The 12,432-nt window shown below is 64.5% G+C and carries 14 protein-coding genes; 4 read left to right on the top strand and 10 right to left on the bottom strand.

Annotation, left to right across the window (positions count from 1 at the left end):
- Positions 1-50 precede the first annotated feature (50 nt).
- A complete protein-coding gene (lolA, locus tag ACLIIZ_RS18450) occupies positions 51-668 on the top strand; it encodes an outer membrane lipoprotein periplasmic chaperone LolA (RefSeq protein WP_416694565.1) in 618 nt (205 codons plus the stop codon).
- Here the strand turns inward: lolA and ACLIIZ_RS18445 are convergent.
- The gene (locus ACLIIZ_RS18445; RefSeq protein ID WP_416694562.1) at positions 655-1,167 is read right to left on the bottom strand and encodes a hypothetical protein; all 513 of its coding nucleotides are present in this window, start codon (positions 1,165-1,167) and stop codon (positions 655-657) included. The genes lolA and ACLIIZ_RS18445 overlap by 14 nt on opposite strands.
- 16 nt (positions 1,168-1,183) lie before the next feature.
- The gene (gene ppk1 / locus ACLIIZ_RS18440; protein ID WP_416694559.1) at positions 1,184-3,262 is read right to left on the bottom strand and encodes a polyphosphate kinase 1; all 2,079 of its coding nucleotides are present in this window, start codon (positions 3,260-3,262) and stop codon (positions 1,184-1,186) included.
- Positions 3,263-3,466: 204 nt separating this feature from the next.
- Here ppk1 and ACLIIZ_RS18435 point away from each other — a divergent pair, with 204 nt between their 5' ends.
- Entirely contained in the window at positions 3,467-4,405 is a 939-nt protein-coding gene (locus ACLIIZ_RS18435; protein ID WP_416694557.1) for a GGDEF domain-containing response regulator, read from the top strand.
- A gap of 7 nt (positions 4,406-4,412) precedes the next feature.
- Here ACLIIZ_RS18435 and ACLIIZ_RS18430 read toward each other — a convergent pair whose 3' ends face one another.
- A complete protein-coding gene (locus ACLIIZ_RS18430) occupies positions 4,413-5,372 on the bottom strand; it encodes a hypothetical protein (RefSeq protein WP_416694555.1) in 960 nt (319 codons plus the stop codon).
- A 148-nt stretch (positions 5,373-5,520) separates the two neighbouring features.
- Between ACLIIZ_RS18430 and ACLIIZ_RS18425 the strand changes: the two genes are divergently transcribed.
- Complete coding sequence (locus ACLIIZ_RS18425; protein WP_416694553.1) at positions 5,521-6,195, top strand: SIMPL domain-containing protein; 675 nt, start codon at positions 5,521-5,523, stop codon at positions 6,193-6,195.
- A 10-nt stretch (positions 6,196-6,205) separates the two neighbouring features.
- On the opposite strand, the gene ACLIIZ_RS18420 is transcribed toward ACLIIZ_RS18425, so the two are convergent.
- The 7 genes from ACLIIZ_RS18420 to ACLIIZ_RS18390 are packed head-to-tail and all read right to left on the bottom strand — an operon-like array spanning position 6,206 to position 11,651.
- Positions 6,206-6,598, bottom strand: coding sequence for a NifB/NifX family molybdenum-iron cluster-binding protein (locus tag ACLIIZ_RS18420; protein WP_416694550.1), 393 nt, complete (start codon positions 6,596-6,598; stop codon positions 6,206-6,208).
- 29 nt (positions 6,599-6,627) lie between these two features.
- The gene (gene modD, locus ACLIIZ_RS18415; RefSeq protein ID WP_416694547.1) at positions 6,628-7,464 is read right to left on the bottom strand and encodes a ModD protein; all 837 of its coding nucleotides are present in this window, start codon (positions 7,462-7,464) and stop codon (positions 6,628-6,630) included.
- 4 nt (positions 7,465-7,468) lie between these two features.
- Positions 7,469-8,539, bottom strand: coding sequence for a molybdenum ABC transporter ATP-binding protein (gene modC / locus ACLIIZ_RS18410; protein WP_416694545.1), 1,071 nt, complete (start codon positions 8,537-8,539; stop codon positions 7,469-7,471).
- Between the two features lies 1 nt (position 8,540).
- Positions 8,541-9,221 (bottom strand): molybdate ABC transporter permease subunit, encoded by a 681-nt coding sequence (gene modB / locus ACLIIZ_RS18405; RefSeq protein ID WP_416694543.1) that lies wholly within the window; start codon positions 9,219-9,221, stop codon positions 8,541-8,543.
- Positions 9,208-10,035, bottom strand: a complete 828-nt coding sequence (locus ACLIIZ_RS18400) for a TSUP family transporter (RefSeq protein ID WP_416694541.1) — start codon at positions 10,033-10,035, stop codon at positions 9,208-9,210. Before ACLIIZ_RS18400 ends, modB begins: the two co-directional genes overlap by 14 nt.
- A 21-nt stretch (positions 10,036-10,056) precedes the next feature.
- Positions 10,057-10,803, bottom strand: coding sequence for a molybdate ABC transporter substrate-binding protein (gene modA / locus ACLIIZ_RS18395; protein ID WP_416694539.1), 747 nt, complete (start codon positions 10,801-10,803; stop codon positions 10,057-10,059).
- 29 nt (positions 10,804-10,832) lie between these two features.
- Complete coding sequence (locus ACLIIZ_RS18390; protein ID WP_416694536.1) at positions 10,833-11,651, bottom strand: TOBE domain-containing protein; 819 nt, start codon at positions 11,649-11,651, stop codon at positions 10,833-10,835.
- A gap of 177 nt (positions 11,652-11,828) precedes the next feature.
- Between ACLIIZ_RS18390 and ACLIIZ_RS18385 the strand changes: the two genes are divergently transcribed.
- Positions 11,829-12,257 carry a TOBE domain-containing protein gene (locus tag ACLIIZ_RS18385; RefSeq protein ID WP_416694533.1) on the top strand — a complete coding sequence of 143 codons (429 nt, stop codon included), beginning with the start codon at positions 11,829-11,831 and terminating at the stop codon, positions 12,255-12,257.
- Positions 12,258-12,432 lie beyond the last annotated feature (175 nt).

The following is a 12,432-nucleotide window of genomic DNA, read 5'->3' as shown; positions in this document are numbered from 1 at the left end:
CCTTACACATTGAAACAGCGCCGGCCCACAGGCCGGCGTAAGCTGCGCCCATGAACCTCACCCGGAAACTTCTCGCTGCCGCCTTCGTCCTCGCTCCGGCCTTCGCCCACGCCGGTGCCATCGACCAGTTGCGCGCCTTCCTCGACGACACCCGCAGCTACCGCGCCGACTTCGACCAGTCGGTGCTCGCCCGCAACGGCCGCAAGCCCCAGGAATCCTCGGGCAAGCTGGCGATCCTGCGGCCGGGCAAGCTGCGCTGGGAAATCCTCAAGCCCTATCCGCAACTGGTGGTCGGCGACGGCGAAAAGATCTGGATTCACGATCCGGAACTGCAGCAGGTCACGGTGCGCCCGGCCGGCGACGCGATCGGCGCCTCGCCGGCGGCGCTGCTCGCCGGCAGCAATGCGCTGGAAAAGAACTTCGTGCTCAGGGAAGGCGGCGAGCGCGACGGCCTCTCGTGGGTCGAGGCGACGCCGAAGACTGCCGAGAGCGGCTTCGAGAAAGTGCGCATCGGCCTGCTCGGCAAGGAAATGAAGGTGATGGAGCTGTTCGACAACTTCGGTCAGACGACGCTGATCCGGCTGCAGCGCAGCGAGCGCAACCCGGCGCTGCCGGCGACCCTGTTCCGCTTCACGCCGCCCGCCGGCAGCGACGTCATCGGTCAGTAAGCGGCCCCCATTCGCTGCCGATGCCGAGCCGCCGCCAGGCGGCTTCGATCTGCGCTTCGTTGTCGGTCCACAGGGACGGTAGCCACTTGCGCTGCAGGCTGCCGTCACGCAGCCGGACTTCCAGTTGCGGATCGCCCTTGGCGTCGCTCGTCCGGCGCAGGCTGACGATATCGGCATGCTCGAGGCGCAGTGGTGGCTGTCGCCAGAACCAGAAACCACGCGCCGCGCAGGTGCTGCTCGGCGAGACGACGATGCGCTCGACGAAATACTCGCTGGGGGCGAAAACCAGCAACAGCAGGGCGCCGTACACGATGAGCATGAAGCCGATACCGCCGACACCACCGCCGAGGAAATCGGGGGCGCGCGACGGCAGCCGGTTGCGGAACAGCAGTATGCCTACGACCAGGAGCGCCAGACCGCTGCCGGCCCAGGTCAGGACTTCCGGCAGCGGCACAGTCAAGATCAGATCGGCGCCCGCGCTGGGGCAGGATTGCGTCATCGCTGACTTGGTGGAGTCAGCCGCCCAGCGTCACCATCAGTTCGCCCTGCGCATTGTGCGGTTTGCTGCGTAGCGAGCGGCGGCGCTGATAGTGTCCCTGGCTGTTCATGTCCCAGCCTTGCTGGTTGTCGGCCAGGTAGAACTTGAGCCCTTCGGTGATCACGCGCTTCTTCAGGCGCGGGTCGAGCAGCGGGAAGCCGAGTTCGATGCGCTTGAAGAAGTTGCGGTCCATCCAGTCGGCGGAAGAGAGATAGACGTTTTCCTTGCCGCCAGCGTAGAAGTACATCACGCGGTGGTGTTCGAGGAAACGGCCGATGATCGAGCGGACGCGGATCTTCTCGGAAAGGCCGGGGACGCCGGGACGCAGCATGCAGACGCCGCGGACGATCAGTTCGATGTCGACGCCGGCCTGCGAAGCTTCGTAGAGTGCGTGGATGACCTCGCGTTCGACCAGCGAATTCATCTTGGCGACTATGCGCGCCTTCTGGCCGTTGCGCGCCGCTTCGGCCTCGGCCTGGATCGCCGCGACGACGTTCTGCTGCAGCGTGAACGGCGCCTGCCACAGGTGTTTCAGGGTACGCGCCTTGCCCAGGCCGGTGAGTTGCTTGAAAACCTCGGAAACGTCGTGGGTGATTTCCTCGTTGGCGGTCATCAGGCCGAAGTCGGAATAGAGGCGGGCGGTGCGCGGGTGGTAATTGCCGGTGCCGAGGTGCGCGTAGCGCTTGAGGCCGGCTTCCTCGCGGCGGACGATGAGCAGCGCCTTGGCGTGCACCTTGTAGCCGACGACGCCGTACACCACGTGGGCGCCGACCTGTTCGAGCTTGGTCGCCCAGCTGATATTGGCTTCCTCGTCGAAACGCGCCATCAGTTCGACGACGACGGTGACTTCCTTGCCGTTCTGGGCGGCGCGGACCAGCGACTCCATCAGCACCGAATCGGTGCCGGTGCGATACACCGTCATCTTGATTGCCACCACGGCCGGGTCGGTCGCCGCCTGGCTGAGCAGTTCGATGACCGGCGCGAACGACTGGTAGGGATGGTGCAGCAGGATGTCACCCTTGCGGATGCTGTCGAAGATGCTGACGCCCTTGCTCAGGCCTTTCGGGGTGCCCGGGATGAAAGGGCGGAATTTCATGTCCGGACGATCGACCCAGTCCGGCACCTGCATCAGGCGGACCAGATTGACCGGGCCGTGCACGCGGTAGAGGTCGACCGCCTGCAGACCGAACTGCGCGAGCAGGAATTCGGTGATTGCCGGCGAACAGTTGTCGGCGACTTCGAGGCGCACGGCGTTTCCGAAATGGCGTTGCGGCAGTTCCCCCTGCAGCTTGGTGCGCAGGTTGGTGACTTCTTCCTCGTCGACGAAGAGGTCGGAATTGCGCGTCGCCCGGAACTGGTAGCAGCCGAGCACGGTCATGCCCATGAACAGCTCGCCGACGAATTCGTGCAGGATCGATGACAGGAAGACGAAACCGTAAGCACAGCCGGCGAGTTCCTCGGGGAGCTGGATGACGCGCGGCAGCACGCGCGGCGCCTGGACGATGGCGATGTTGGAACTGCGGCCGAAGGCATCCTTGCCTTCGAGTTCGACGGCGAAATTGAGGCTCTTGTTGAGGACGCGCGGGAAGGGGTGCGACGGGTCGAGGCCGATCGGCGTCAATACCGGCACCATTTCGCGAATGAAATAGTCGCGGATCCATTCGCGCTGCGCTTCGTTCCAGGTCGAGCGGCGCAGGAAGCGGATGCCCTGTTCGGCCAGCGCCGGCAGGATCACGTCGTTGAGATGCTGGTATTGCTCGTGCACGATGGCGTGCGCTTCGGCGGCGACCAGACGGAAGGTCTCCTGCGCCGTCTTGCCGTCGATCGTCGTTACCGACGATTTGGCGCGGATTTGTTCCTTCAGGCCGGAAACGCGGATTTCGAAGAATTCGTCCATGTTGCTGGAGACGATGCACAGGAAACGCAGGCGCTCCAGCAGCGGCATCCGTTCGTCCTGCGCCTGGGCCATCACGCGGCGATTGAAGGCAAGCAGGCCGAGCTCACGGTTGAGGTAGTTGTCGGACGGGAAGCGTGAAGGCTGGTCGTTGTTGATCATGGCGCGCGATCCGGAAGGGGTTTCTCAAGTATAGGCTTCAAGATGCTCATTTTGTTGCGTTAATGTTACGGCTAGATTAAACCGGATCGAGTGCTGCGGTGCTTGCCTATCTGTCGACAGTGTGTCGCTGTATAAGACTTTCGTGCTACCCCGGTGCGGGATAAAAGGGTATGCTGTCGGCTCTTTTTATGAATTCACAGTGTCATGAAAATCCTTCTGGTCGATGACTCGCGCGCGATCGCCATGATCACGACGGCACGTCTGGAATCCTTCGGTCACGAAGTGCGCCATGCGAACAACGGTCAAGCGGCGATCGACATGTTTCGCAACGAATCCTTCGACCTCGTGTTGATGGACATCGAGATGCCGGGGATGAACGGTTTCGAGACGACAACCCGGATTCGCGGGCTGGAAGGGCATGAACCCTGGGCCTGGACGCCGATCATCTTCGTGACGGCAACAGACAGCGACACCAACTTGATCACGGCGATCGAAGCGGGGGGCGACGATTTCATTTCCAAGAGTTCTCCGGAAGGCGTCCTGCAGGCGAAGATGAAGGCAATGTCGCGGATTGCCGCGCTCCGCTCGCGTCTGGCGCAAGCCAACGGCAAGCTGCAGGACCAGGCGAATCATGACGGTCTGACCGGCCTTTTCAACCGGCGGGCGATGGACATGCGCATCGACACCCTGTGGGAAACCGCGGTCCAGAAAGGCAAGGCCTTCAGCCTGCTGATGATCGATGTCGATAATTTCAAGAAATACAACGACCATTACGGGCATCAGTCTGGCGACGACTGTCTGCGGGCCGTCGCCGCGGCCATCGACGGCGTGGCCATGCGGGCCGACGCCGACCGGCTGGCGCCGGGCGCCTTCGCCGCGCGCTATGGTGGCGAGGAATTCTCGGTGATCATTCCCGAAGCGCCACCGGGAGTGCATGTCGGCGTCGGTCTTTCGATCGTCGAGGCGGTGGCGGCGCTGAACCTGCCGCACGAACGCAACGAGTCCTGGGGCCGGGTCACGGTTTCGGTCGGCGCGGTCTGCGTGTCGCCAGCCAGCAGCATGGTCAAGGATGTGTTCCGTCAGGCCGATGAATTGCTGTACAAGGCCAAGGGGAGCGGCCGCAATCGCTGCGAATCGAACTGAAGGGGCTTCAGTCCTGGCGGAAATGGGTCATCGGTGCGTGGCCGCTGCTGTGGAAGGTTTCGCAGCGCTCGACGAATTCCCGGGTGCTCTTGGGCATCGGCGTCCGGGCGCGGGTGATGTAGAAAATCAGGTCGCGGCCCTGGCGCAGTAGCTGGAGGCCGACGGCGATATCGTGTTCGACGCTGCAGTTGCAGTCGAGCGGGTTCGGGGTGAGGGCGTCGAGCCGCTCGCCGGCAGTGACCATGATCGCCCAGACGTCGAAGATGTCCGGGTCGGTACGCAGGGTCTCGGTCTTGATCTTGGCTGCCCGGGCGAGGTCGAGAATGACCGGTTCGGCGCCGGCGAACGCCGGCAGGCGGGCGATGTTGGCGATCATGCAGTTGGCGATCCGGTCGATGTCGCGCATCGTCTGGCCGATCTTGATGTAGCGGCTTTCGTAGAAATCCTCGAGCGGGATCGAGAAGGCGCGGAACGGTTCACCCCACAGTTCGTCGATGCCTTCCTCGCCGCTACGGTGCAGCACGTTCCTGCCCAGTTCCATGGCTTCCAGCAGGCAACGGCCGCATTCGCGCATCAGCGGATTGTCGCTGAGGATCTCGATGCCGCAGGCCTGTAGTTCGACCAGTTTGCGGAAGATGTCGGCGGCGCGGTTGAACAGCGCGCCGGCCAGCATCGCCCCCTTGATCCGGCGGCGGGCGGCATCCTCTTCCGCCTCGAACGCGGCGCGCGCTTCGGCGAGCCGGGTGCCCGGGATGTTGAGGCCGTGCTCGGTATGATTGAACAGGCGGCGGGTCAGCGCGTCGATCAGGCGTTTCTTCGCCTCCAGCGTATCCGCCGGAACCTGGTAGGCCTTGATCCAGTAGCCGTCGTAATAGACGCGCTCTTCTCCGTTGATGATGCGGCGTGAGCCTTCTTCGGGGGGGGCGTCGTCGACGGTATGGCGATCGATGGGGAGGACGTTGATCATGGGGGAGCAAGTATTACAAAAGGCAGAGTCGGAAACAAGAAGAACCTGTGCCCGCTTTACCAGGACGAAACATATTTTTACTTTTGGATTTGGGCAGCCGGATGGGATGCTCGTTATGATCGGTTCCGGTCAACGCAGGAGTTTACTCATGAAAGCATTTTCCCGGTTTGTTGTCTCCCTCGCCTGGTTTGGCGTTTCCGTGGCGCAGGCCGGCACTACCGTCGATCTGGCGGCGGAGGCGTCGCGGCCGGCGGCCAACGACCAGGTTCAGGCGGTGGTTTTCGTTGAAGCGCGCGGCGCCAATCCGGCCGTGCTGGCGCGCCAGGTCAACCAGGAAATCGCCGGCGCGCTGCAACTGATCCGCGGCAAGGCCGGGGTTCAGGTAAAAAGCGGCAACCAGTCCACCTATCCGGTTTATGGCCGGGAGCAGAAGATCGAAAGCTGGCAGATGCGCAGCGAACTGGTCCTCGAATCGCACGATCTGGCGGCGGTCTCCGAGTTGCTCGGCGAATTGCAGCAACGCAAGCTGGCGGTCGGCCAGGTCAGCCAGATGCCGTCGCCGGAAACACGGCGCAAGGTCGAGGACGAAGCGACGCGTGACGCCATCCGCGCCTTCCAGGCGCGTGCCGAAGTGATCGCCGCGGCGCTCGGCAAACCCTGGAAGATCAAGCAGCTAGCGGTGTCGCAGCAGGGCGGGCCGATGCCGGTGCCGGTCTTCCGGGCGGCCAAGGCGATGCTGGCGGAAGCCGCGCCGGCGCCGCTGGAAGCCGGCGAAAGCCAGCTGACGACGACGGTCAGCGGCCAGATCGAGCTGGGTGACTAAGCAACTGCGTTCAGTGGCGCGAGAACAGGTCGCGCAGTTTGCACAGCGAAGTGGTGATGTCGAAGCGCGGGTCGGACAGCGCTTCGCCGGCGAGGATGCGGGTGATCGTTAGGGCCGGGTCGGTTTCGCCGGTGCGTAGCACCTCGCAGCCGCGTTTCTTCATGTGGCGGATGAAGCCGTCGCCGGCGCTGGCGCAGACGATGAGATCGATGCCGTCGAGCGGATGGGCGCGGTCGTCGGCGAAACTGTGCAGGATCTCCGTCTTGTCCAGTTCGACGAAGGCGGGCGCCGGCAATAGCTGGTTGCTCTGATGCTGGCTCAGGTCATAGATCAGCCAGTGCCGGCACTGGCCGGCATGGCCGCTGACTTCGAGGTGGTTCTTGGTGGCGATGGCGATTTTCATGGTCGACTTGTCGGGAAACCTACAGGCGCCTACAGCGCGGACAGGGTCACCGCCACATCGCGCGGACCGGCGAAATACGGCGCGCTGCTGACCAGGATGCGGCAGCCGGCACGGGCGTAGGCCTCGGCGTTGCTGGCGTTGATACCACCCGCCGCAGCAATTCGCGTGCCGGGCAATTGCCGGATGATGTCGGCGACTGCCTCGACCGGCCATTTCTCCAGTTGCACGATATCGGCGCCGGCTTGCGCCCAGGTTTGCGCTTCGGCGAGATCGCCGACTTCGACGACGATCGCCCGTTCCGGCCAGCGGCGGCGCAGGCGGGCGATGCTGGCGGCCGGCGTTGCGTCGAGAAAGGCGCGGTGTTCGGCGAAGATCAGCAGCGTTTCCGAGAGGCTCAGGCGGTGCGGGCTGGCGCCGCCGGCGAGGACCGCCTTGACGGCCGCCGCCTTGGTGCCGGGAAAGTTCTTGCGCGTGCATACCACGGCGCAGTCGGGGTCGCCGCGCTGCGCGGCGGCGACGATGGCGGCAGTGCTGGTGGCGATCCCGGACAGGTATTCCATCAGCGTCTGGGCGGTTTTCCAGACCGTGTGCAGGCCGGCGGCCGGGCCTTCGAGGCTGAGGATGGTGGCGCCGGCAGCGAGCGGTGTACCGCTCGCGACCATCGCACCGGTCGCCGTCAGGCCGCGCAGTTCGCCGAGGCGGCGGGCTTCCTCGCTGCCGCAGACGACCATCTCGTAACGCGCTCGAAAATCGAGACGACCGGGGCGCTCGCCGATGCCCAGCGCCAGCGTCGTCGCATCGCCAGCGGGAACGTCCTCGCCAAGCAGGCGTTCGAGTTCATGGTCGGGCAAGGTGTAGGGATTCACGGCTTCACTCCATCAAGGCAACGGATTTGACCTGCACATGCACCGGCCGGCCGGCGACGATGCCGAGCTGCTCGGCCGAGCGCCGGGTCAGACGGGCGACCAGCCGGCTTTCGCCGAGCGCGACGCGAACCAGCAGCAGGCCGGGGTGTTCGTCCGGGCCGACGGCATCGACGGTCGCCGGCAGGATGTTCTGGATGCTGCTGGGCCCGGGTTCGTCGATCGCCAGCGAAACGTCACGGGCCAGCACGCGCACCCGCACGCGGCGTCCCGGCGGCAGGTCGCGGGCGCGCGTCCACAGGCTGCCGCCGGGGAAGGTGACGCGCATCAGTTGCCAGGTTTCGTCGATGTGGTCGACCGTCGCTTCGAGGACGACGCCGACGTCCTCGCCGAGGCGGATCGGCAGGTCGATGCGGGCCAGCGTCTCGGCCAGCGGGCCGGCAGTGATGACGCGGCCAGCGTCGAGGACGACCAGGTGGTCGGCCAGCCGGGCGACTTCATCCGGCGCGTGGCTGACGTAGATGACCGGGATGTCGAGTTGGTCGTGCAGGCGTTCGAGATAGGGCAGGATTTCCTGTTTGCGTTTGAGGTCAAGCGCCGCCAGCGGTTCGTCCATGAGCAGGATTTCCGGGCTGACGGCGAGCGCACGGGCGATGCCGACGCGCTGCCGTTCGCCGCCCGACAGACTGTCCGGCTTGCGCTGCAGCAGGTGGTCGATGCCGAGCAGCGCCACCGCCTGATCGAGCGCCACCCGTGCCGTGCCAGCGCTGCGCTGGCGTCCGTATTCGAGGTTGCCGAGCACCGACAGGTGGGGAAACAGGCTGGCTTCCTGGAAAACATAGCCGATCGGCCGGCGGTGCGTCGGTAGCCAGGTGCCGGCGTCCTGCCAGGTGCGGTCGTTGAACACCAGGCGGCCATGCGCCGGTCGTTCGAGACCGGCGATGCAGCGCAATAGCGTCGTCTTGCCGGAACCGGAGTGGCCGAACAGTGCAGTCACGCCCTTGCCGGGCAGGTGCAGGTCGACGTCGAGACTGAAGCCGGGCCAGTCGAGTTTGAAGCGGGCGGCGATTTCCGGCATCTCAGCCTCCCTTCCGGGCGCCCGGCCGCCAGACGTACATCGCCAGCAGCACGAGGAAGGAGAAGGCCAGCATGACGCCCGCCAGGCGGTGGGCATCCATGTATTCCATGGCCTCGACATGGTCGTAGATCTGGACCGACGCCACCCGGGTGACGCCGGGGATGTTGCCGCCGATCATCAGCACGACGCCGAACTCGCCGACGGTGTGGGCGAAGGTCAGGATGCCGGCGGTAATGAAACCGGGCAGCGCCAGCGGCACGGCGACGGTGAAGAAAGTATCGAGCGGCGAGGCGCGCAGGGTCGCGGCCACTTCCAGCGGCCGCTCGCCGATCGCTTCGAAAGCGCCCTGCAGCGGCTGCACCATGAAGGGTAGCGAATAGAAGACCGAGGCGACGACCAGCCCCCAGAAGGTGAAGGGCAGCGTGCCCAGGCCGAGCGACTGGGTGAGGTGGCCGACCGGGCCGTTCGGTCCCATCGCCAGCAGCAGGTAGAAACCCAGCACCGACGGCGGCAACACCAGCGGCAGCGCGACGACGGCGCCCAGCGGGCCCTTCCACCAGGCCCGGCAGCGCGCCAGTCCCCAGGCGATCGGGGTGCCGATCAGGAGCAGGATCAGCGTCGTGATGCCGGCCAGACGGAGGGTCAGCCAGATGGCCTGGAGGTCGGTGTCAGTCAGGTACATGGTTTTTCATTGAGGCGCTGTGGCGAAAGGTCTTCCAGGCAGAGATGAGCAGCAACAGGCCAAGTCCGCCGGTCAGCAGTCTGGCATCCAGCCAGCCGAGCATCAATCCGCCGGCAATCGCGCCGAGTATCGAACCCAGCGTCAATGCCTGAAACAGGGTGGCCTCCTGGCGCAATACGGAAAATGCCGCTGCCGACCGGTAACGCAGGAAGCCGGTCAGCATGGTGGGCAGACTGACGGCGAGCGACAGGCTGCCGGCCAGTTTGATATCGCTGCCGTAGAGCAGGACGATCGTCGGGATCAGCAATTCTCCTCCGGCGACGCCCAGAAAGGCCGCGACCATGCCGATCAGAAGGCCGGCGCCGATGCCGGCCAGCAACTGGACGGTCGGGTCGGTGATCAGTAGTTGCGTGACGGAGCCCTGGCCGATGACGGCTTCGGCCAGCATGAACAGCCCCAGGCCAAGCAGCAGAACGAGGATGAAGGCGTTCAGGCGTTGCTTCGGTATGCTCATGGCATGGCCGGCCGCCCACCAGGCGCCGAGCAGGCTGCCAGCCAGCAAATTGAAGACGATGCCGCGTTGCGCCCACAACTCGCTGGGGGAGATGCTGGTGCTGCGGATCAGCAGGGCGGTGGCGACGACGACCAGGCTGCAGGCTTTGTTGAGGATGATCGCGGACAGGGCATCCAGGCGGAAATGGCCGACCAGCAGGGGAAGGCGGAATTCCGCGCCCCCCAGTCCGATCATTCCGCCGAGATTGCCGATGGCAAAACCGGTGGCGAAGCCGCTGGCCGTCCTGCGCGTCGTCGTCATGCTCGATCCGCCTGTTTGCCGTCAGCGCAGGTCGTAACCGAAGGACTTGATCACCGCTTTCGCCTTGTCGCCCTTGAGGTAGGCGAGCAGGGCGGCGGCGGCGGCGCTGTCCTTGCCCTTGGCGAGAATGGCGGCGTCCTGGTAGATCGGCTCGTGGAATTCGCCGGGAACGATCCAGGCCGAACCGCTGGTCAGCTTGCCCTCCTTGAATACCTGCGACAGGGCGACGAAACCGAGGTCGGCGTTGCCGGTGGAAACGAATTGCAGGGTTTGCGAAATGTTTTCACCCTGAACGAATTTCGCCTGCACGGCGTCCAGCAGCTTGAGCTTGTTCAGCGTTTCAATGGCGGCCGCGCCGTAGGGGGCGGTTTTCGGGTTGGCGATGGACAGCTTGTTGAAATTGCCGTTTTTCAAAACCGCCCCCTTGGCATCGACGAAATCGGCTTTGGCCGACCACAGCACCAGCTTGCCGACGGCGTAAGTGAAACGGCTGCCGGCGACGGCATGCCCTTCTTTCTCCAGTTTGGCCGGGGTTGTGTCGTCAGCGGCGAGGAAGACTTCGAACGGCGCGCCGTTGACGATCTGGGCGTAGAACTTGCCTGTGGCGCCGAAGGAGAGGACGGCCTTGTGGCCGGTGTCCTTCTCGAAATCGGCGGCAATCTGCTGCATCGGCGCGGTGAAATTGGCGGCGACGGCAACCTGGACTTCGGCAGCGTGCGCGCCGACAGCGGCGAGCAGGGCGACAAAAAGGGCGGACAGGCGCTTCATGGGGGTTCTCCTGGATGGGTTGAAAGAGGTCAGGCGTACTTGCAGAGAATGACGGACGAAGCCTTGAACACGGCGCAGGCTTGTCCGCCGACGGCCAGGCCGAGCTTGTCGACGCTGTCGTGGGTGACGACGGCGCACACCGACTTGCCGTTCTTCATCGCCAGCGTCACTTCGGAATTGACCGGGCCTTCGTGGATGCGGGTGATTTCGCCCCACAGGTGGTTGCGGGCGGTGGTTCTGACCGCCGGATCGTTGAGCAGCAGCACCGACGACGACTTGACCAGGGCGTTGATCTCCATGCCGATGGCCAGCCCGAGGTATTCCGCCGATTCGCCGGTGATAACGGCAACCAGTTCGTTCTCCTCGTCGAGCTTGAGGCGGACCTCGAAGTCGACGTTGCCTTCGCGCAGGCCGACGATCTTGCCGGCGAACTGATTGCGGGCGCTGGTCTTCATCGACATGCGCTTCAACAACTGGCTGAACTGCTGGAAATCGCTCGCCTGGCCGTCGTTCATGCTCGCCGTCAGGCGGTCGAGCGCCGCCTGGTACTCGGCTTCGAGCGCCCGGTAGAGGGCGATCACCTTGCGTCCGTAATCGGTGAGTTGCGTACCGCCGCCGTGCTTGCCGCCGGTCGAGCGCAGCACCAGCGGTTGATCGGCCAGGTTGTTCATCGCGTCGACGGCATCCCAGGCCGCCTTGTACGACAGCGGCACGGCTTTTGCTGCCTGCGAGATCGAGCCTTGCTGGTCGATCGCCTCGAGCAGGCGGATGCGGGTGTCGCCCAGATAGCTGCCGAGCGGGCCGTCGAATTCGAGCTTGCTGCGCAGGCGGGGAAGGGCTTGATCCATTATGTTATGTCTTTCGATATATAACGATTTCGAGTTTACCGGAAAATTATCGAGGCGCTATGGTTGTCTGTTCATAAATGGGTTGGTTATATTGCCAACAAGCCGGGTTGGTTACGTTGCTTATTGTCGTATATAGCGAAAAGCGGGCCAGTCGGATTGATAACCAAGGAGAACGCCATGAATGTCAGCGCACGCAATGTTTTTGCAGGAAAAATCACCGCCTTGACCGACGGTGCGGTCAACGCCGAAGTCGAGCTCACCTTGTCGGGAGGCGACAAAATTGTCGCAATCGTCACAGAGGGTAGCGTTCAGTCGCTCGGCCTGGCGGTCGGCAAGGACGCCGTCGCCTACGTCAAGGCGCCGTGGGTGATGCTGCTGTCGGGGGCGCCGGACGTTCGCTTCTCGGCGCGCAACCAGCTCGCCGGCACGGTCAGCGCGCTGACCAAGGGCGCCGTCAATACCGAAGTCGGTATCACGCTGGCCGGCGGTACGGTCGTCCATTCGGTGGTCACCAACGAAGCGGTGCTCGAACTCGGGCTCAAGCTTGGCGAACCGGCAACGGCGCTGATCAAGGCCAGTCACGTCATCCTCGGCGTGCCGGCCTGAGAATGCGCCGGGCGTAAATGCGAGGCGGCCAGCGGGCCGCCTTTTTCGTGTGCGCCCGGCACGGGCGCACTCCTGCGGGTGTAAGTCCCGCCGTAAGTTGATCACGACGAACGAAGTGAAGCGCAACTGCGTGAGGGCGACCGAGCGTGGGGAGGAAGCGTGGAGCATAAACTGC

The sequence above is a fragment of the Azonexus caeni genome (assembly GCF_048146105.1).
GTDB lineage: Bacteria > Pseudomonadota > Gammaproteobacteria > Burkholderiales > Rhodocyclaceae > Azonexus > Azonexus aromaticus_B.
Note: the sequence above shows the minus strand (reverse complement) of the source record. Positions and strands in the feature narration are given on the sequence as shown.